Here is a 20293-nt window from a genome sequence, read left to right as displayed (position 1 = left end):
CAGCGGTCGCGGCATGCCCCGCATTGCTAGAATGCGGCAGCCCGCGCCACGCAGTGCGCTGCGCGACGCATTTCCGCTCACTTTCCGACGCATGCTCCTGTCCAGCCGCCGCCGCTTCCATCCCCTGACCCTCGCCACGCTGGCAATGGCGTTGCTGATCGCCGTGCCGGTGCTGGTGATCGCGTCGGCCGTGCTGCTTCCGGCCGGAGACACCTGGCGCCACCTGATCGACACGGTGCTGGCGGAATACGTGCTCAATACGGTCTGGTTGCTGCTGGGGGTGGCCGCGGGCGTGCTGCTGCTGGGCGTGACCACCGCCTGGCTGGTGTCGACCTATCGCTTCCCCGGGCACTCGGTGATGGAATGGGCGCTGGTGCTGCCGATGGCGATGCCGGCCTACGTGATCGCCTACGCCTACACCGATGCGCTGCAGTTTGCCGGGCCGTTGCAGGGCTGGCTGCGCGAGCTGACCGGATGGAAGGCGCGCGAATACTGGTTCCCGGAGATCCGCTCGCTGGGCGGGGCAATCGCGCTGTTTTCGCTGGTGCTGTACCCGTACGTCTACCTGACCGCGCGCGCCGCTTTCCTGCAGCAAACCCAGAACACGCTCGAAGCCGCGCGGCTGCTCGGCCACGGCACGTGGAGCCGGCTCTGGCGCGTGGTGCTGCCGCTGGCGCGTCCCGGCATCGTCGCCGGCACCGCGCTGGCAATGATGGAGACACTGGCCGACTTCGGCACGGTGGCCTACTTCGCCATCCCCACCTTTTCCACCGGCATCTACCGTGCCTGGTTCTCGCTCGGCGACAAGAACGCCGCCGCGCAGTTGTCGGCGTGCATGTTGCTGTTCGTCGCCGCCATCCTGCTGATGGAACGCGCCAGCCGCGGCCGCGCGCAGGTCTACGGCAACCAGCGCCGCGCCGTGGCCTGGACATTGGATGGCGCGCGCGGCTGGCTGGCGCTGGCGGTGTGCGCGGTGCCCGTGCTGCTGGGCTTCCTGATTCCCGCGCTGATGCTGTGCCGCATGGCCTTCACCGACGGCGACGCGCAGTTCGGCCCGCGCTTTGTCGGGCTGGTGCGCAACAGCTTCCTGCTGGCCAGCGCCACGGCACTTGCGGCGGTGGTGGTCGCGCTGGCGGTCGGCTACGCCGCGCGCGCGGCCAACGGCCGCCGTGGCTGGCTGATGCGCGGGCTGACGCGGCTGTGCGGCATGGGCTATGCACTGCCCGGCTCAGTCATCGCCGTGGGCGTGCTGGTGCCGGTGGCGCGGCTGGACAATGCGATGTCGGCCTGGCTGCAGCAGCACTTCGGGCTGTCCGTCGGGCTGCTGCTGACCGGCGGCATCGCGGCGCTGGTCTATGCGCTGCTGGTGCGTTTTCTCGGCGTCGCGCTGCAGACCGTCAACGCCGGGCTGGGCAAGATCACGCCCAGCATGGACGCCGCCGCGCGCAGCCTTGGCCACGGCCCCGGCGCCACGCTGCGGCGCGTGCATTTCCCGATGCTGCGCGGCAGCCTGCTGACCGCGGCGCTGATCGTCTTTGTCGACGTGATGAAGGAACTGCCGGCGACTTTCGTGATGCGCCCGTTCAACTTCGACACGCTGGCGGTGCAGGCCTACAACCTCGCCGCCGACGAGCGCCTGACCGAAGCCGCCACCGCCTCGCTGGTGATCGTGGCGGTCGGCCTGCTGCCGGTAATCGTGCTGTCGCGCACGATCCGGCGCGAAGCGCAACGCTGATCGCACGCTCCCCGGCTCCGGAACCGTTTGCCCTAAAGTCCCGGCGTGCTGCGCCGATAGCCTTTCATGGCCCGGCGCTCGCCCGGGACAAGAACAGCGGCATGCCTGCCGCGCCAGAACGCATGACGGGGGCCTATGCTGCGATACCACATCCTGCTGTTCAAGTTGAACCGGCTGGTCAGCCGCAACAAGCTGAGCGGCGTGGAAGAAATCTCGCTGGCCGGGCAACTGGCCGAGATGATCGACTCTGCCAATGCCGCCGCGCGCGTCATTGCCGACCTGGCGGATCACGCCAACCCGCAGGTGCGCCGCATCGCGCTGAATGCGATCCGGCGTTCGCGGCAGTTCTCATCCCCCGAGCTGCAGCCTGCGCTGGTGCGCCGCATGGCCGATGCCGAAGCAGCCGTGCGCCATGACGCGGTCTGGATCGTGCAGGAAACCCGTATGGATAGTGCCGAGCTGCGCGCCGCGCTGCGCCGCCTGGCCGGCAAGCTGCAGCTGCCGTGGGACGCCGAGCGCGCCCGCGCCAATCCCGGCGACACCGCGCTGGCCGCGCAGGTGCGCGCGCGCATGGCCCTGGACAAGCTGCTGGAAAAGAGTGCGGCCGAGCGCAACCAGGCGCTGGCGACGATGGCCTTGGGCGTGGCCACGGACCAGCCGTACGCGGAAGGCACGGTCGGGCACAAGGGCCTGCTGCACCGGGCGCTGGTGCGGCGGCAGGCCGGGCGGCGGCTCAACAGCAGCGTGAAGCTGACCTTCCGCAAGATCGAGCCGACCCAGGTGACGGGGAACAAGCGGTTCCTACTGTAGCAGGAACCGCGTTATCGCGGGACTTGCGTGCTTACTTGAAGCCGGCGCGGTCCACCAGTTTCTGCGCCTGCGGCTGGTACTTGCCCAGCTCGGCCACGTTGATGCTGTCGGCCTTGAACGTGCCCAGCGCGTCCAGCGCGGGGTTGCTGACCTTGACGCCCTGCACCACCGGCCATTCGTTGTTGCCGTCGGCAAAGTAGCGCTGCGCCTCGTCGCTGGCCAGGTACTCCAGGAACTTGACCGCCGCTTCCTTGTTCGGCGCATGCTTGAGCATGCCGCCGCCGGAGATGTTCATGTGCACGCCCTGGCTCGACTGGTTCGGCCACAGCACGCCCAGCTTGTCGGCCACGGCCTTGTCTTCCGGCTTGGTCGACTTCAGCAGGCGCGCGATGTAGTAGGTGTTGGAGATGGCGACGTCGCACTCGCCGGCGGCCACGGCCTTCAACTGGTCGGTATCGCCGCCCTTGGGCACGCGCGCCAGGTTGGCTGCCACGCCACGTGCCCATTGCTCGGTACGCGCCTCGCCGTCGTGGGCGATCAGGCTCGACACCAGCGACAGGTTGTAGACATGGCCGCTGGAACGCGTGCAGACCTTGCCCTTCCACTTGGGGTCGGCCAGGTCTTCATAGCTGGCGATATCGCCCGCCTTGACCGCGGTCTTGTTGTACGCGATCACGCGTCCGCGCGCCGAGAAGCCGAACCACTCGCCATTGGGATCGCGGTAGTTGGCCGGGATGCGCGATTCCAGCACCTTCGACTTGACCGGGGCGAATACGCCGGCCTGCTGGGCGCGCCACAGGCGGCCGATATCGACGGTGATGAACACGTCCGCCGGGCTGTTGGCGCCTTCATTGCGGATGCGCTCCAGCAGCGGGTCTTCCTGGCCTTCGATGCGGTTGATCTTGATGCCGGTCTGCTTGGTGAAGTTGCTGTACAGCGCCTCGTCCGTCTGGTAGTGCCGCGCGGTATAGAGGTTGAGCACCTTTTCCTGGGCAGCGGCGGCAAGCGGCAGCGCCAGGATGGCGAGTGCCGCGGCGCGCGGCAGCAAGGTTCGGATATTGGTCTTCACGCGGATGGCTCCCCAGCATGTTTTGGGCAGCCGCCTGCATCCGGGGCCGCCCGGTTATTGGATTCCGGATAGCGGGAAACAATATTGATTCTTGTTCAGTCGGTCAAATTACATTTCTGTAATGTTGGTGGCCGGTTGAGTGGGGCAAGTGAGCAGCCCCTTGTAAACTGCTTATAGGTGTGCAATTATTATCACCCATGAGCATACTTGCTAAAGTTACGATGAAGGAGGCGTGCGCGATGCTGGGCATCCACCCTGGCACGCTTCGCCGATGGGAGTTCGACGGGAAGATCTCCGCCGATCGGACTCCGGGTGGTCATCGTCGCTATAATTTGACCGCTCTAATGGAGTTGGCCGGCAAGAAGGTCGAGGAAGCAGAGCGCGGGCGTACTACGCTCGCCTATGCGCGCGTTTCCAGCCACGACCAGAAGGCCGATCTGGAGCGTCAGTGCCAGGTGCTGGAGTCGTTCTGCGCTGCGAAGGGATGGCCCTTCGAACTCATCCGGGATCTCGGCTCCGGCATGAACTATGAGAAGAAGGGCCTCAAGCAACTGCTCAAACGTATCTGTGCCGGAGGCGTTGATCGGCTTGTCATCACACACAAGGACCGGCTCTTGCGATTTGGTGCAGAGCTCGTTTTTGCTCTGTGCGAGCAATTCGGAACGGAAGTCGTCATCATCAATGCCAAAGGCGATTCGACGTATGAGGAGGATCTTGCCTGCGACGTGCTTGAGATCATTACCGTCTTTTCGGCGCGCCTCTATGGCAGCCGTTCCCACAAGAATCGTCACGCCATGAAAGCCCTGAAAGAGGCTGCAGATGCCATTCAAGAGGGCTGATCCCACCACTATCCAGTTCGCGAGGAAGGTCCGTCTGGTGGTGGACGCTGATGCTGCGGGCAAGCTCGACGGGCAATCCAAAATCTGCAACTGGCTATGGAATCGACTCAAGGACGAAGTCGAGACGCGCATGGCGGAGTTGTCCATCGTCGGCGGCTATGGCTATCTTGATGAGGCGCGAACCAAGAAGCTCCTGTCGGAGGTCTATTCCGAGATCGGGCTTCGCAACCTCGTGCCGCCGCTCAAGGAGCGTCATCCGTTCTTGCGCTGCGTGTTTTCTTCACCGCTGAAGAATGTCGCGCTGCGCATGGCCAAGGCCATTGCCTCGCATCGAAAGTCGAAGAATGGACAGCGCTGCGGCCCAGACGTGGGCTGGGTCAAGTACAAGGCATGGGCCAAGCACTGGATGAGCCTGGAATACGACGAGCCAGGCAAAGGCTGGAATGTTTCCCAGTTCGGTTGGCTCAACCTATCGTTCGGCGCGAACGCGCAAGGACAGCGGCTGTCGCTGCGCCTGAAGATGGAGAAGACACCCAAGGAGATCGCGAGCGCTCGCACTTGCCGGATCGTCCGCGAGGGCCGCGACCGCTATTTCGCTGTGTTCACGTTCAAGGGGCAGAAGAAGGCCAGGCAACGCGGCACGCGCGTGGTCTACATCGATCCGAACCTGAAGAACTTTGGCTACGCTCTGGATACTGAGGGGCGCGCCTTCGAATTGTCCAATCTTGAGAAGTTGAAGGAGTCGGAGCGCATTCTCGATCGGCTAACGAGTCTGCGTGACCGGTGCATAGCAAAGTCGCTGTGGGTAGATACCGTCCACGGCGATGGCACGGTGTCGACGCATTGGCGTCCCAGTCGCCGCTGGAAGGGTTTGGACGACGCTGTGGAGCGAATGCAAACCAAAGTGCGAGAACAGAAAAAGCACTTCATGTATTCGCTGGCGAACCAGCTCTGCAGGCACTACGACGTGATTGGGATCGGCAACTACGTGCCGGAGAACACCAACCACGGCAAGGGCCGCAAATACAACCGCGCGGTAAGAAACAGAACGATGCACGGTGCATTCAAGGACATTGTCTCGTGGGTCGCGACGCGCTCCAGAAAGCATGCGCTGGTGCTGGATGAAACCGGCACCACGCGAACGTGCCATGCGTGTGGTCACGTTGTCGAGGGCGGGATAGCGCCCGCAATTCGGGAGTGGGATTGCCCGGGCTGCGGCACCTGCCACCTGCGCGACGAGAATGCCTGTCAAAACGGTCTGCGGCGGCTGCTGACGCAAGTCGGCGACGCTGTGGACTGCTCCCATCTGCCCTGCTCGGGCCCCGTTCAGACTATCGGGCGGTGTGATTGGCGATTCCATCCGCAAGGATGGACGGGAGTCCCGAGAGGGGGCGCCAATGTGAATTCAATGCGCCTGCCGGAGTACCGGCAGCGAATGCGCGCGTTACCGCGCGCTCGGGTTGGTGACCGCGCGTCCAAATCTGCAAAGACGTCGCCATCAGCGATGCGTAGGCTTGCTTAGATTTGGAAGAGCGGTCAAATGAATGGGTGCTCAGGTCCGTGCGCTGGTACAACGAGGAACACTGCCACAGCGGCTTGAAGTACGTCACGCCGAACCAGCGGCACCGCGGCGAAGCACCTGGCGTGCTGGCGCGACGCACAGCGGTATATCAAGCCGCACGCGCGCGTCATCCGCAGCGCTGGTCGACTGGAATCCGGGATTGGGACCTCGCGCAGGTGGTCTACCTGAACCCGGAACGAGTTGGTACGGAGCCGAGGCAGTACCGGCACGCAGCATAGCGGCGGACGCGACATCTACCTTGACACACGCCGGAGCCGACAAAAATGACCCGCCCAGGAGAGCGGGACCAAGCGGTTCAAACAACGACAACATGTCACCAGCAGCGACGAGCCGTTGATCATCGATAAGATCCAACCCACAGCCAAAGAAGCCTTAACCCTTAGCCCTTTCCGCCAGCTTCTTCATCGCATCCGCCGGCAACGGCCCATGACAGGTTCTCTCCCCACCCGCCTCACTAACCACCAACCACACCTGCTCCGGCTTGCCCTCAGGATGCAGCAGCCACGCCGGGCCGCGCGCGCTATTGCTGGGCGGCAGGTCTTCCAGAACACCGGTGCTGGCCGATTGCAGCATCACCGCGCATTCGTTAGCGGACACGCGCGTGGCCTGCAGAAAGGCCGGATTGCCCAGCACTTCCGGCAAGGCGCTGTCCGACGCGCGCAGAAAGGAATCGACATCGAACTTGCTGGCACCACCGCCGCTGCTGGCGCAAGCCGCCAGCGCCAGCGCGCCGGCACCGGCCATCAGCGCAAAGCCGGGGCAGCGATAAGCGCGTACGGCACCTGCTGAACCTTCCTGGGATTCGTTCATGGCGAGCCTCATTGCTTCATCACGTCGGCGCCCTTGGGCACCGTGAACCGGAATGCATCGGCCGCCAGCGGCGGGTTTTTCTGCATGCCCGAGAAGGTCAGCAGCGTGGTGTTGCCGAACGCATCGCGCAGCTCCATGGCTTCGAGGTTGCCGCCCTTGAAGCCAATGCCGATACGCTCGAACTGCGTGTCCTTTGCCTTCGGCGTCAGCTCCAGCCATTCCACGCCATCGCGCGTCGGGCCGTTCTTCACGACGAAGTTCTTCTCCAGGTCATTACTGCCGAACAGGATCGCCGCGGGGCTGGAGCCGAGCGCGCCATCGAGCTTGCGCTCGGTGACCTGGTTGAGGTCCTTGTCGTAGATGTAGAGCGTCTGGCCATCGGCCTGCAGCAGTTGCTCGTAGGGCTTGGTATAGCGCCAGGTGAACTTGCCCGGGCGCGAGAACACGAAGGTGCCGCTGGATGTGCCGGTCACCTTGGTATTGGCGCCCTGCCCCTTGACCTGGCGCTGCGTGAATTCGCCGCGCGCGCTCTTCACGCCGGTGACAAAGCTCTGCAGCTGGTCGGTGGCTGCGGCATGGGCCGGCGCCTGGATGGCGAACATCGCCAGCGCGGCGCAGGCCGACACGAGGATGCGGTTGCGCATGGATCGGATCCTGGTTGTTGTAGGGTGCGTTGCCCGTGCCTGCGCCGGGCAGAGCCGGCGCAGGCACGGGCAACCTGTCCTGTTAGAGCGGCCGGGAGCCCGGGGATTCCGCGCGCAGCGCGCCGTCGGGTAACCGGATATTACGGCGCATACTACGGCCGATATTACGACGAATGCGGACCTGAGCGGCGCTCAGTCATCTTCACGGGCGGCGGCGCCACCACCCTGCACCAGTATGTCGCGGTTGCCGTTGCCCGACATCGCCGACACCAGCCCTGCCTTCTCCATATCCTCCAGCAGCCGCGCCGCGCGGTTGTAGCCGATGCGCAGGTGGCGCTGCACCAGCGAGATCGACGCGCGCCGGTTCTTCAGCACCACCTCGACCGCTTGGTCGTACAGCGGGTCGGCCTCGCCGCCGCTACCGCCAATGCCGGCACCGCCGCCAAAGCCATCGCTGCCGCCAGCATCATCGGTCAGGCCACCTTCAAGGATGCCCTCGATGTAGTTGGCCTCGCCAGACTCCTTGAGCTTCTCCACCACGCGGTGGACTTCCTCATCCGACACAAAGGCGCCATGCACGCGCACCGGCAAGCCGGTGCCCGGCGCCAGGTAGAGCATGTCGCCCATGCCCAGCAGCGCCTCGGCGCCCTGCTGGTCGAGGATGGTGCGCGAATCGATCTTGCTGCTGACCTGGAACGCGATCCGGGTCGGCACGTTGGCCTTGATCAGGCCGGTGATCACATCCACCGACGGCCGCTGCGTCGCCAGCACCAGGTGCAGGCCGGCAGCGCGCGCCTTCTGCGCGATGCGCGCGATCAGCTCCTCGACCTTCTTGCCGACCACCATCATCAGGTCGGCAAGCTCGTCGATCACGATGACAATGGTGGGCAGCTTTTCCAGCGGCTCCGGTGCGTCCGGGGTCAGGCTGAATGGATTCGGGATCTTATCTTCCCGGGCCGCGGCCTCGTCGATCTTCTTGTTGTAGCCGGCCAGGTTGCGCACGCCCAGCTTGCTCATCAGCTTGTAGCGCCGCTCCATCTCGCCGACCGCCCAGTTCAGCGCATTGCCGGCCTGGCGCATGTCGGTCACCACCGGGCACAGCAGGTGCGGGATGCCTTCGTAGACGCTCATTTCAAGCATCTTCGGGTCGATCAGGATCAGCCGCACGCTTTCGGCCTTGGCCTTGTACAGCAGCGACAGGATCATCGCGTTGATGCCGACCGACTTGCCCGAGCCGGTGGTACCGGCGACCATGCAGTGTGGCATCTTGGCCAGGTCGGCCACCATCGGCTTGCCGGCGATGTCCTTGCCCAGCGCCATGGTCAGGCTGGACGCGCTCTCGTTGTAGACCTGCGAGCCGAGGATTTCCGACAGGCGCACGGTCTGGCGCTTGGGGTTGGGCAGTTCCAGCCCCATGTAATTCTTGCCCGGGATGGTCTCGACCACGCGGATCGACACCAGCGACAGCGAGCGCGCCAGGTCGCGCGCCAGGTTGACCACCTGGCTGCCCTTGACGCCGGTGGCCGGCTCGATCTCGTAGCGGGTGATGACCGGGCCCGGGTAGGCGGCCACGACCTTGACCTCGACGCCGAAGTCCTTGAGCTTCTTCTCGATCAGGCGCGAGGTGAATTCCAGCGTCTCGGCGCTGACGGTTTCCTGGTGCGGCGGGATCGGGTCCAGCAGCGCCAGCGGCGGCAGGTCCGAGTCCTGGATATCGGCAAACAGCGGCTGCTGCTTCTCGCGCTCGACGCGCTCGTGCTTGGGCACCGCCTGCGGGCGCACGATCTGCACCGGCGCGGCCTCCTCGATGCGCACGCGCTGCACCTCGACAGTTTCCTTGCGCTCGACCTTGGCGGCCTCGCCGATGATGCGGTCCTGCTTGCTCTCGCGGCGCTTCTTGAAGCCGAGGAAGAGGGTCTCGACAAAGCCGCCGATCTGCTCGGCCACCGTCAGCCACGAGAAATGGAAGAACAGCGACAGCCCGATCGCCAGCAGCAACAGCAGCAGCAGCGTCGCGCCGGTGAAGCCCAGCGCCACTTGCAGCCAGCCGCCCAGCAGGTCGCCCAGCACCCCGCCTGGGGCGCGCGGCAGCGCGGCGCGCAGCGGGTACATGCGGATCGCCTCCAGCCCCATGCTGGAGAACAGCGTCAGCCCGAAGCCGATCCAGCTCACCGCCACGCCCTGGCGGTGGTCCTCGTGTTCGGGTAGTTCGGCGGTCAGCGTGCGCCAGCCGCGCCAGCAGCGACGCACCAGCAGCACCGCCAGCCAGTACGCGGAGAAGCCGAAGATAAAGAACAGCACATCGGCCACCCAGGCGCCGACGCGGCCGCCCAGGTTGTGGATGTCGGCGACCTGGTTGGCATGCGACCAGCCGGGATCGGTCTTGCTGTAGCTGGCCAGCACGCACAGGAAGCCCAGCGTGACGGCCAGCAGCAGGAACCAGCGCACTTCGCCCAGCAGTTTGCCGATGCGGGATGGCAAGGCTGAGGGATCGGTTCGGGTGGTCGTCGTGGTAGCTCGGGCCATGCCTGGATAAGACTCGCGTGTTAGGTGATTCCGGGTCCGTTGCGGTCCATTTTCAGACTCAAAACGGCAAAGTCAGTACTGACTGACCAGGTGACTGACGGTCATCGTGGCGGCCATTTTAACGTGGGCCGGGACTATCGGACTCATTGGAATTTGCAACAGTGAGCAAATGCGGCTCCTCTTATAATGTCGCTTTCGAGCAATGCCGGTGGGCCTCATGCCGCACCGGCCACAGGAACGCATCATGGCAAAACACGCAAAAGTGCTGATTCTCGGTTCCGGTCCCGCCGGCTATACCGCCGCGGTCTACGCGGCCCGCGCCAACCTTGAGCCGGTACTGATCACCGGCCTGGCACAGGGCGGCCAGCTGATGACCACCACCGACGTCGAGAACTGGCCGGGCGATGCCAAGGGCGTGCAGGGTCCGGAACTGATGCAGCGCCTGCTGGCGCATGCAGAAGAGTTCAAGACCGAAATCATCTTCGATCACATCCATACGGCCAAGCTGGTGGACGAGAACGGCCAGCCGGCCCGCCCCTTCCGCCTGATCGGCGACGCCGGCGAATACACCTGCGACGCGCTGATCATCGCCACCGGCGCCTCGGCCCAGTACCTGGGCCTGCCGTCGGAAGAGGCCTTCATGGGCCGCGGCGTGTCGGCCTGCGCCACCTGCGACGGCTTCTTCTACAAGAACCAGGAAGTGGCCGTGGTCGGCGGCGGCAATACCGCCGTGGAAGAGGCGCTGTACCTGTCGCACATCGCCAGCAAGGTCACCCTGATCCACCGCCGCAACAGCTTCCGCGCCGAGCCGATCCTGGTCGACCGCCTGCTGCAGCGCGAGAAGGAAGGCCGCATCGTGGTCCGCTACGACAGCGTGCTGGACGAAGTCCTCGGCGACGATTCCGGCGTGACCGGCATCCGCATCCGCAACGCCAAGACCGACCAGACCGAAGATCTGAAGCTGGCGGGCGTGTTCATCGCCATCGGCCACAAACCGAACACCGACCTGTTCGAAGGCCAGCTGGCCATGCAGAACGGCTACCTGGTGACCAAGTCCGGCCTGCAGGGCGATGCCACCGCCACCAGCGTGCCGGGCGTGTTCGCCGCCGGCGACGTGCAGGACCACGTCTACCGCCAGGCCATCACCAGCGCCGGCACGGGCTGCATGGCCGCACTGGATGCGCAGCGCTTTGTCGAAGACCTGAAGTAAGCGCAATCCGGCCCGCCGCGGGCGGATCCCCGACGGCGGGCCGCACTGGCCCGCCGGCCCCCTCCCGCTTTCCGCCCCCGCCTGCCCCTCCCCAGTCGATATAATCCCGGCGAGCCTCCGGAGATTTTTCATGACGCACGGCGCCCGCAAACCCGACCGACCGACCCAACGCTTCGGCCTGAACGACCTGGCCAAGTTGCGCGACACTCTCAAGGAAGACACCGAGCGGCGCGAAGCCGAGCGCCTGGCCGCCGAGCAGGCGGCGCAGCGCGCCCGCGAGGAAGCTGATGTGTTCCGCGCCAGCGTGGGCAAGGTCAGCCAGCTGCGCGACCGCAACCGCGCCCCGCTGCCCGGCAGCAAGCCCGCCCCCGTGCCGGTGCAGTCGCGCCGCAACGACGAGGCCGTGCTGGCCGCCTCCCTGTCCGATGATTTCGATGTCGAAAGCCTGCTGGAAACCGACGAGTCGCTGTCGTTCCGCCGCCCCGGCATCGGCATGGACGTGATCCGCAAGCTGCGCCGCGGCGAATGGGTGCCGCAGGACAAGGTCGACCTGCACGGCCTGCGCAGCGACGAGGCGCGCGAGGCGCTGGCGGAGTTCCTGCGCCGCTCGGTGCGCAACGGCGTGCGCTGCGTGCGCGTGATCCACGGCAAGGGCCTGGGCTCGCCCGACAAGCTGCCGGTGCTCAAGGGCAAGGTGCGCAGCTGGCTGGTGCAGAAGGAAGAAGTGCTCGCCTTCGTGCAGGCCCGCGAGGCCGAGGGCGGCGCCGGTGCGCTGATGGTGCTGCTGCGCCAGCCGCGCACCTGATCCACGGCGCACCCGGCACCGGATGCACCTTCCGCTCGAATTGCTGTTGGGGCGGCTGCCCCTGATCCTCCACATCATGGAGGTGATTGGCGTGCTCGCCTTTGCGGTCTCGGGCGTGGTCGATGCGCGCAAGCAGCGCCTGGACGTGGTCGGCACCTTCGTGGTGGCCTTTGCCACCGCCTTCGGCGGCGGCACCGTGCGCGACGTGCTGCTGGACCGGCGGCCGTTCTACTGGGTCGACCACGAAGGCTATGTGCTGCTGATCTTCGCGATGTCGTTCGGCGCTTCGTTAGTGCTGCGCGTGGTGAGCCGGGTGGCGTCGGAGCGCACCCTGATCGTGGCCGATGCGATCGGGCTGGGGCTGTTCTCGGTGACGGGCGCCTCACTGGCGCTGGTGGCGCAGATGACGCCGACCGTGGCGGTGATGATGGGCATCATCTCGGCCGTGTTCGGCGGCGTGGTGCGCGACGTGCTGTGCAATGAAGTGCCGATGATCCTGCGCGACCGCTCGCCCTACGCCACCTGCTCGTTTATCGGCTGCTGGATCTATGTCGGCATGACCTGGCTGGCGGTGCAGCAGGAGGCGGCGCTGCTGACCGGGGCGGTGGCGATCATCGCCATGCGGCTGGTGTCGGTACGCTACGACTGGAAGCTGCCGAGCTGAACGATGCGAGCGCAAAAAAAACGCCGCCCTCCGAGGGCGGCGCTTTTGCTTGCAGGCCGGCGGCTCAGACCGCGGCTTCGTCCTGTTCGCCGGTGCGGATGCGGATCACGCGCTCGATCTCGGTGACGAAGATCTTGCCGTCGCCGATCTTGCCGGTATGCGCGGCCTTGACGATGGCGTCCAGCACGGTGTCGAGCTGGTTCTCGGCCACCACCACTTCAATCTTGATCTTGGGCAGGAAGTCGACGACGTACTCGGCGCCGCGATAGAGCTCGGTATGCCCCTTCTGGCGGCCAAATCCCTTCACCTCGGTCACCGTCAGCCCGGTCACGCCGACGTCAGCCAGCGCTTCACGCACCTCGTCGAGCTTGAACGGTTTGATGATGGCGGTAATCTGCTTCATGACTGGCCCCTCTGTTTATCGTTTGTTCATGCGCCTGGCGGCGCTCTCCGGCCAGCATTTTACCAGTCATTGGCCGCCCGCATTTCCCCGCAACGCCGCGCCCGGCGCGGTCGCAGCGTACGCCGGCGCGCATGCGGCGGCGCCTGCCGCGCCGGGGGCACCTGTGGATAACCCTGTGGAAAGCCGTCCGGAAAACCTGTGCAAACGTTGTGCACAGGCTGTGTACAGCACTTCGCTCAGGCGGCGCTGCGAAAGCGCCGCCGGTAGTCCGCCGGCGATACCCCCAGCCGCCGCAGGAAGGCGCGGCGCAGGTTGTTGGGGTCGCCGAATCCGGTCAGCGCGGCCACGCGCTTGAGCGGATGACGCGAGCCTTCCAGCAGCCGGCGCGCCGCGTCGATGCGCGCGCCCTCGACGAAATCCGCCGGCGTCACCTGGCATTCCTGCTTGAAGATGCGCGAGAAATTGCGCGTGCTCATGCCGGCCTGCGCAGCCAGCGCCTCGACCGACAGGTTGCAGGCCAGGTTCTCCACCACCCATCCCTGCACCTCGCGGATGGCGTTGCGCTCAGCCGTCTGCGCCGCCAGGTGGGCGCTGAACTGTGACTGCCCGCCGGGGCGCTTGAGGAACATCACCAGCTCGCGCGCCACGCGCAGCGCCACCACCCGCCCAAAATCCTCTTCGACCAATGCCAGCGCGAGGTCCAGCCCGGCGGTCACGCCGGCCGAGGTGTACAGGTTGCCGTCCTTCACGAAGATCCGGTCCGGCTCGACCCTGACGCCGGGGAACTTCCGCGCCAGCCGCTCCGTGGCATTCCAGTGCGTGGTCGCGCTGCGGCCGTCCAGCAGCCCGGCATGCGCCAGCAGCATCGCGCCCGAGCACACCGAGCCGATGCGCCGCACAGTGCGGGCCTGGCGCGCGAGCCAGTCGCGGATGGTCGCATCCTGCTCCAGCAGGCTGAGTCTGGGGCCGCCGGCGACGAGCAGCGTGTCGATATCGGCGCTGCTGGTCTCCAGCGTCGCGTCCGGCAGGATGCGCATGCCGTTGGCAGCGGTCAGCACGCCGGGCGCAGTGGCGATGATCTCGAACTGGTACGCGTCCGGCTGGCCGGCCTGGCGGGCCCCTTCGTGGAACACGTCGAGGGGGCCAGCCAAGTCGAGCATCTGGACGCCGGGGAAAGCAAGGACTGCGATCTTCATGACAACAAAGCGAGGAGCGTGGCCGATGGCCGGATACCGCAAGTCTAGGCAGATCCAGCCAGAATGGCAGGCGCATGGCCGGGACTGATGCAGGTCCGGCTGGATTTGCCGGCACGCCCGGCCCTGGCGCGGCGCCTAGCGATAACGCACGATCGTGATGTCGACGATGCGCCCGGACTCCGCCAGCGCCGTGTTGCCGCCAGCGCGATGCAGCGTGTGCAGCCGGGTGCGCTGCGCATCCAGCAGGGCGGCGTCGCCGCCCGCCTCGCGCACGCGACTGGCCACCCGCGACAGCAGGATGCGCTCGCCGATCCAGCCTTCCGGCGTTTCCACGCTCGTATAGGCCAGCACTTCATAGGGCCGCGGCGGCTTGCCCCGCATCCAGATATCAACGCCGTCCATGTGCTCGCGGGCACCGCCCTGCCCGTGCCGCACAACAGGCGCACCTTCATGGGGCCGGATCGGCGCCTGGATGCACGCGGCCAGGCCCAGGCAACACGCCACCAGCCAGGCGGCACGGGCGGCGCCCCTCGTCATTTGTCTCGTCATTGCTGTCGTTCCTCTGCTACGCAATCGAACCGGGGCGCAGTCTAGGGAGGAAATCCGGCGCTGCGGCGGCACTGGCCGACGCCGTGTTTCGATTGGCCGAATCTGACGTCTATTGCTTCTTTCAGCCAGCGAGAGCGCCAACCATAATTCCTCCCACCAGGCCGCCTCCCCCTTCACAGACCACCGGACGCGGCCCCGGCAACCCTCCCGCCAGGCACACGGCGTGCCGGTCGATCCACTGAAGTAGACCTATCCCTATGACTTTTGCAGCCAACCCCGCGGCCAGCCTGCCGGCGCCGCGCAGCTCGGTGAAGCATCTCCCCGTCAACCTGTTCGGCGCCGTGATGGGCCTGTCCGGCCTGTCGATGGCATGGCGCGGCGCGGGCCCGGTCTTCGGCACCAGCCCCGCCATCGGCGACGCCGTCGGCGTGGTCGCCGTGCTCGCCTTCCTCGCGCTGGCCGCCGGCTACCTGGCCAAGTGGCTGCGCTACCGGGATGCGGTCCGGGCCGAGTTCAACCATCCGGTGGCCGGGAATTTCTTCGGCACCATCACCATTGCCATCCTGCTGCTGTCATCGGTCGTCGGCGTGCACCATCAGGCGCTGGGCCAAGCGATCTGGACGCTGGGCACCGTGCTGACCATCGCGCTGACCTTCGCCATTGCCAGCCGCCTCTTCCGCGGCAAGGGCGATCCGACGCACGTCGTGCCGGCGTGGCTGATCCCGGGCGTGGCCACGCTCGACATCGCCGTGGCCGGGGGCACCATGCCGATGGCGTGGGCGCATGAGGTCAACCTGTTCGCGATGGCGGTCGGCACGATGATGGCGCTGGTGTTCTTCACCATGGTCTTCTCGCGCCTGTTCCACCACGATCCGCTGCCGGCCGGCATGGTGCCGTCGCTGATCATCCTGATCGCGCCGTTCGAGGTGGGCTTCCTGGCCTACGTCAACGTGACCGGGCACATCGACATGTTCGCCGGCATGCTGTTCTACTTCGGCCTGTTCCTGTTCCTGCTGCTGTCGTGGCGCGTGTTCCGCCGCCCGGCGCCGTTCGCGCCGTCGTGGTGGGCCATCAGCTTCCCGATGGCGGCGCTGTCGAACGCGGCGCTGAAGTATGCGGCGCATGTGCAGACCGGCGTGCTGGCGTGGGTGGCGGGCCTGATCCTGCTGGTGCTGACGGTGGCGATCGCGGTGCTGTTCGTGCGCACGCTGCACGGCCTGTTCACGCAGCGGCTGCTGGCCGCCTGAGCGATGTCCTGGATATTGTTGGGCGTGGCCGGCCTGCTTGAAATCGCCTTTGCTTTCGGCATGAAGTGGTCGGCCGGCTTCAGCCGGCTGTGGCAAGCGTCTATGCCGTGGCCACCGGACTGGCCAGCATCGTGTTGCTGACGCTGTCGCTGCGCGTGCTGCCGGTGGGCACGGCCTATGCGGTGTGGACCGGCATCGGTGCCGCGGGCACTGCGATGCTGGGCATGCTGTGGCTGGGCGAGCCGGTGTCGCAGGCGCGCGTGGCTTGCATCGGCCTGATCCTGAGTGGCGTGGTCGGGCTCAAGATCGTGTCGGGCCCTGCAGCCTGAAATTCCCAAGAAAAATGGCCCGCAAACGCGGGCCATGCTCATTCGGCAAAAGGGTCGCCCTGTCAGTCCGGTACTTTCTCCAGGTCAGCCAGCCACACCACCGACTCCGAATCGCTCGGCGCCCGCCAGTCGCCACGCGGCGACAGCGAGCCGCCCGAGCCCACCTTGGGCGCATTCGGCACGCACGAGCGCTTGAACTGGCTGGTGCGGAAGAAGCGGTCCAGGAAGATCGCCAGGTTGCGCTTGATCTCCGGCAGCCCATACTCATTGCGCGCCACCTCCGGCCCGTAGGGCCAGACTCCACGCTCGCGGTCGCCCCAGGCGTGCTGTGCCAGGAAGGCGATCTTCGACGGCGTGAAGCCGAAGCGCAGCGTGTAATAGAGGTTGAAGTCCTGCAGCTCGTAAGGACCGATGGTGCTCTCGGTCTTTTGCTCGGGGCCGTGGTTGGTATCGCCCGGCACCAGCTCGGGGCTGATATCGGTATCGAGCACCGCCAGCAGCACGTCCGAGCCGCCCTCGCCCACCTGCCCGGTTTCCGCCACCCAGCGCACCAGGTGCGAGATCAGCGTCTTGGGCACGCTGGCGTTGACGTTGTAGTGCGACATGTGGTCGCCCACGCCATAGGTACACCAGCCCAGCGCCAGCTCGCTCAGGTCGCCGGTGCCGATCACGATGGCCTGGTGGAAGTTGGCCAGCCGGAACAGGTGGTTGGTGCGCTCGCCGGCCTGCACGTTCTCGAAGGTCACGTCGTAGACCTTCTCGCCGGCGGCGTACGGGTGCCCCAGGTCCTTCAGCATCGCCAGGCAGCTCGGGCGGATATCGATCTCGGTGGCGGTGCAGCCCACCACCTGCATCAGCTGGCGCGCCTGCTGCAGCGTACGGTCGCTGGTGGCGAAGCCCGGCATGGTGTAGGCGAGGATATTGGCGCGCGGCAGGCCGAGGCGGTCCATCGCCTTGGCGCAGACCAGCAGCGCATGCGTGGAATCGAGCCCGCCGGACACCCCGATCACCACCTTGCTGAGCTTGCTGGCCGACAGCCGCTGCACCAGCGCCTGCACCTGGATGTTGTAGACCTCGTTGCAGCGCTCGTCGCGCTGGCGCGGGTCGGCCGGCACGTACGGGAAGCGCGCCACGTTGCGCGACAGCGGCAGGGTCTTGTCGCGCGGCAGGTCCAGCGGGAAGCTGATCACGCGGAAGCGCCCGGCCTCTTCCTTGTGCCGGCGCACCGAATGGCCGAAGGTCACCTGGTGCATGCGTTCGCGCGACAGGCGCTCGACGTCGACATCGGCGAACAGCAGGTGCGAGTCATCGGAAAAGCGCTCGGACTCGGCCAGCAGTTCCCCGTTCTCGCAGATCAGCGCCTGGCCGTCCCAGGCCAGGTCGGTCGACGATTCGCCCTTGCCGGCGGAGGTGTACAGGTAGGCCGCCAGGCAGCGCGCCGATTGCTGCGAGACCAGCTGGTGCCGGTAGCCGGACTTGCCGACCACGATATTCGACGCCGACAGGTTCACCAGCACGGTCGCGCCGGCCAGCGCGGCGAACGACGACGGCGGGATCGGCACCCACACGTCTTCACAGATCTCGACGTGGAAGCGGAAGAACGGCAGCCCCTCGATATCGAACAGCAGCCCGGCGCCGAACGGCACGTCCTGGCCCAGCAGCCGCACGCTGTCGGCGGTGGCACAGTCGGCGGCGCTGAACTGGCGCCCTTCATAGAATTCCCAGTAGTTCGGCAGGAAGGACTTGGGCACCACGCCCTGCACCCGGCCCGCCGCCACCACCACGGCGCAGTTGAAGAGCTGGTGCTGCACGCGCAGCGGCATGCCCACCACCATCGCCAGCGGCAGCTTGCGCGAGGCTTCGACGATGGTGCCCAGCGCCGCCTCGCAGGCATCGAGCAGCGTACGCTGGTGGAAGAGGTCGTCGCACGTGTAGGCCGACAGGCCCAGTTCGGGGAAGGCAGCCAGCACGGCGCCCTGTTGCGCGGCCTGCGTGGCGAGCGCCAGCGTCTCGCGCGCGTTGAAGGCGGGATCGGCAACGCGGCAGACCGGCACACCGACCGCCACGCGCGCGAAACCGTGGGAATAAAGGTTGAAGAAAGATGGCTTCATCAGTTTGCGCGAGAAACCTCGGCCTTCAGGCCGGGGAGGGATAGAGCGCGACGCGAAGCGTCGCCCCTGTTCTCGCTCTCCTTTGCTGTTTGCACTACGAGTTGGTATCCGTATCCGTCGCCGCGCTGGAACACTTTGCAGTGCATGCCCTGCACAGCGCCAGCAGCAGTTTGGATGTTGAAGAAGCCAGTCGCCCTGATGGCGACCCGGCCGACATACGTGCCGGCCTTCTTGCCAGTAGGAACGATTGCCTTGACCATGTCGCCGGTCTGAAACCCAAATGCGCGTTTGCTTCGCATTAGATAGCCGCGCGGGAAGCCGTTGGCGCTCAGCCGGGTCCTCTGATAGCTCCCGCGGCCAGTGCATTGGATACGCAGCACGGGTCGTTGCCAGTCCAGGACGGAATGCACTTGCCCAACGCAGGCTGCATCGAGCGCATGCGACTTGGGGATTTCGAGGCGCCGATGGTTGTACTTGGTCTGGCCGCCTGATCCTGTTTCGACCGGCAGGCCGAAGGATTTGAGGGCGTCCAGGAGGGCCAAGCGGGTGGCGTTCACCGCAGCGGCATCCCGCAATGGTGCTTTCGCGCGCGCCAGGATTCGCTTGGCGCGCGCTGGATCCTTGCGCAGAAATACCTCCAGCGGCAACTTTCCCTTCTTCTCATTGCAGGGCCGGCAAGCGAGCGTGAGATTGGAAACGCGGTTCGAGCCGCCGCAAGCCTTGGCGACAATGTGCTCAGTCTCCAAGGGACGATCGGCCGCGTCGCAGTAGGAGCAGGTTCGCCCGAACTTCGCCAGGAGATACTCCTTGACCTCATAGCCAAGGAGTGTCCCTTGCTGGTATTCGACCCCGGAGATCTCCGGATTTTCCATCGCCTGCATGTCAAAGCGGACCAATTCCAGGCTCAGAGCAGTGATGGGAGCGAGTTTGATGAAGCGGCGCACCCACGCTTCGGTGGTGACGACGCGGTGGCGAAGGCTAGGCGCAAGCCAGCCTTCGGGCCGGCGGCGGTTGTCAAATCGCGCTGCGCGGTAGCGCGTCTTGCGCCCGCGGCGGGCGCGCCGCATCGAACGGCGGGCAGTCAACGCCTCGCTGATCTGCCGGCCACGGTGGATGATCTCGGCCAGCGAAAGAACGTAAGCCCTGCGGGCTCCGTCTGCGCCAAAGGTCGCCTCGCGGACGATAGCGACACCAGTCTCTTTGCTGCCCGGATCCAGCTTAAGGCGCAGGGGCTGGACTTCACTGTCGTTCAGCCACCGGTCAATCAGCCGGATCGCGAACGGCATCAGCCGATGCACGCGAGCGCGGCCACGCTCGAGCAGCAACCGCGCTCGCTTCTCACTACACGGCATCAACGGCTTGCCGTGCTTGTCCAACACAAAGACTGCCATGGCAATCTCTCCTATATGGTTGCCCTTACGGGCCTGGTTACGCGCCCCTTGCGGGGCGTCTCCCTTCGGCAAGGTTGCGAACCGGCGATCTGCCCCTGTCCGTTTCGTGCTTACCCTGTCGCTTGTCTGCAACCGGGGCTTCGAGAGTTTGGGACTAAGTGAAGCATCCCAACGTCGGTCTTGCACCTATTCGCAACGTAGCGGGTTGGTTACCGCTTTGCCTGGTCAACCCGAGCTTGTCAGTTGCCTTTCAAGCTCCGGCCTTTAGGCCGGGGTAGCTGACGATCGGGATCCTGGGGTGCGGCACTGGCGCGCGCGGCACAGCCGGGTGCGATTCAGCAGGAAGTTTTGGCGTGACGCATACTCGCCATTC

Annotated in this window: 17 protein-coding genes and 1 pseudogene; 9 read left to right on the top strand and 9 right to left on the bottom strand. The window is 66.0% G+C overall.

Annotated elements, in window-relative coordinates:
- Window positions 1-91 precede the first annotated feature (91 nt).
- A complete protein-coding gene (locus tag K307_RS29495; RefSeq protein ID WP_042887533.1) occupies window positions 92-1735 on the top strand; it encodes an ABC transporter permease in 1644 nt (547 codons plus the stop codon).
- Window positions 1736-1870: 135 nt separating this feature from the next.
- The gene (locus tag K307_RS29490; RefSeq protein WP_042884454.1) at window positions 1871-2545 is read left to right on the top strand and encodes a HEAT repeat domain-containing protein; all 675 of its coding nucleotides are present in this window, start codon (window positions 1871-1873) and stop codon (window positions 2543-2545) included.
- 31 nt (window positions 2546-2576) lie between these two features.
- Here the strand turns inward: K307_RS29490 and K307_RS29485 are convergent, their stop codons facing one another.
- On the bottom strand, window positions 2577-3614 hold the full coding sequence (locus K307_RS29485; RefSeq protein ID WP_042884453.1) for a Fe(3+) ABC transporter substrate-binding protein: 1038 nt from the start codon (window positions 3612-3614) through the stop codon (window positions 2577-2579).
- A gap of 197 nt (window positions 3615-3811) precedes the next feature.
- Here K307_RS29485 and K307_RS29480 point away from each other — a divergent pair, with 197 nt between their 5' ends.
- Window positions 3812-4453 carry an IS607 family transposase gene (locus K307_RS29480; RefSeq protein WP_042884451.1) on the top strand — a complete coding sequence of 214 codons (642 nt, stop codon included), beginning with the start codon at window positions 3812-3814 and terminating at the stop codon, window positions 4451-4453.
- On the top strand, window positions 4434-5975 hold the full coding sequence (locus tag K307_RS29475; protein WP_051975222.1) for an RNA-guided endonuclease InsQ/TnpB family protein: 1542 nt from the start codon (window positions 4434-4436) through the stop codon (window positions 5973-5975). The genes K307_RS29480 and K307_RS29475 overlap by 20 nt, the downstream gene beginning before the upstream one ends.
- A gap of 432 nt (window positions 5976-6407) precedes the next feature.
- Here the strand turns inward: K307_RS29475 and K307_RS29470 are convergent, their stop codons facing one another.
- The 3 genes from K307_RS29470 to K307_RS29460 all read right to left on the bottom strand — a co-directional run bounded on the left by K307_RS29470 (window position 6408) and on the right by K307_RS29460 (window position 10015).
- On the bottom strand, window positions 6408-6845 hold the full coding sequence (locus K307_RS29470) for a hypothetical protein (RefSeq protein WP_042884450.1): 438 nt from the start codon (window positions 6843-6845) through the stop codon (window positions 6408-6410).
- An 8-nt stretch (window positions 6846-6853) separates the two neighbouring features.
- A complete protein-coding gene (gene lolA, locus K307_RS29465; protein ID WP_042884449.1) occupies window positions 6854-7489 on the bottom strand; it encodes an outer membrane lipoprotein chaperone LolA in 636 nt (211 codons plus the stop codon).
- A 192-nt stretch (window positions 7490-7681) separates the two neighbouring features.
- Window positions 7682-10015, bottom strand: coding sequence for a DNA translocase FtsK (locus K307_RS29460; RefSeq protein ID WP_042884448.1), 2334 nt, complete (start codon window positions 10013-10015; stop codon window positions 7682-7684).
- 244 nt (window positions 10016-10259) lie between these two features.
- On the opposite strand from K307_RS29460, the gene trxB reads away from it, so the two are divergent.
- The 3 genes from trxB to K307_RS29445 all read left to right on the top strand — a co-directional run bounded on the left by trxB (window position 10260) and on the right by K307_RS29445 (window position 12694).
- Window positions 10260-11225, top strand: coding sequence for a thioredoxin-disulfide reductase (trxB, locus tag K307_RS29455; protein ID WP_042887532.1), 966 nt, complete (start codon window positions 10260-10262; stop codon window positions 11223-11225).
- Between the two features lie 130 nt (window positions 11226-11355).
- Window positions 11356-12030, top strand: coding sequence for a Smr/MutS family protein (locus K307_RS29450; protein ID WP_042884447.1), 675 nt, complete (start codon window positions 11356-11358; stop codon window positions 12028-12030).
- A 22-nt stretch (window positions 12031-12052) separates the two neighbouring features.
- Window positions 12053-12694: a trimeric intracellular cation channel family protein gene (locus K307_RS29445; RefSeq protein WP_042884446.1), complete on the top strand. Its 642-nt coding sequence runs from the start codon at window positions 12053-12055 to the stop codon at window positions 12692-12694.
- A 64-nt stretch (window positions 12695-12758) separates the two neighbouring features.
- Here the strand turns inward: K307_RS29445 and glnK are convergent, their stop codons facing one another.
- From glnK to K307_RS29430, 3 genes are all read right to left on the bottom strand, one after another.
- Entirely contained in the window at window positions 12759-13097 is a 339-nt protein-coding gene (gene glnK, locus K307_RS29440) for a P-II family nitrogen regulator (RefSeq protein ID WP_006162803.1), read from the bottom strand.
- Between the two features lie 236 nt (window positions 13098-13333).
- Window positions 13334-14293, bottom strand: coding sequence for a GlxA family transcriptional regulator (locus tag K307_RS29435; protein WP_042884445.1), 960 nt, complete (start codon window positions 14291-14293; stop codon window positions 13334-13336).
- Window positions 14294-14428: 135 nt separating this feature from the next.
- A complete protein-coding gene (locus K307_RS29430) occupies window positions 14429-14830 on the bottom strand; it encodes a hypothetical protein (protein ID WP_230626167.1) in 402 nt (133 codons plus the stop codon).
- A 269-nt stretch (window positions 14831-15099) separates the two neighbouring features.
- On the opposite strand from K307_RS29430, the gene K307_RS29425 reads away from it, so the two are divergent.
- Window positions 15100-16089 carry an SLAC1 anion channel family protein gene (locus K307_RS29425; protein ID WP_051975221.1) on the top strand — a complete coding sequence of 330 codons (990 nt, stop codon included), beginning with the start codon at window positions 15100-15102 and terminating at the stop codon, window positions 16087-16089.
- 3 nt (window positions 16090-16092) lie between these two features.
- Window positions 16093-16418, top strand: a pseudogene (locus tag K307_RS29420) (DMT family transporter).
- A 62-nt stretch (window positions 16419-16480) separates the two neighbouring features.
- Here the strand turns inward: K307_RS29420 and K307_RS29415 are convergent.
- Both K307_RS29415 and iscB read right to left on the bottom strand, forming a co-directional pair.
- Window positions 16481-18529 carry an NAD(+) synthase gene (locus K307_RS29415; RefSeq protein ID WP_042884443.1) on the bottom strand — a complete coding sequence of 683 codons (2049 nt, stop codon included), beginning with the start codon at window positions 18527-18529 and terminating at the stop codon, window positions 16481-16483.
- Window positions 18529-19920: an RNA-guided endonuclease IscB gene (gene iscB, locus K307_RS29410; RefSeq protein WP_042884442.1), complete on the bottom strand. Its 1392-nt coding sequence runs from the start codon at window positions 19918-19920 to the stop codon at window positions 18529-18531. Before iscB ends, K307_RS29415 begins: the two co-directional genes overlap by 1 nt.
- Window positions 19921-20293 lie beyond the last annotated feature (373 nt).

The sequence above is a fragment of the Cupriavidus necator A5-1 genome, from assembly GCF_000744095.1.
In the GTDB taxonomy this organism is placed as follows: domain Bacteria; phylum Pseudomonadota; class Gammaproteobacteria; order Burkholderiales; family Burkholderiaceae; genus Cupriavidus; species Cupriavidus necator_A.
The sequence above is the reverse complement of the archived record's forward strand: the minus strand, read 5'-3'. Positions and strand labels throughout refer to the sequence as shown.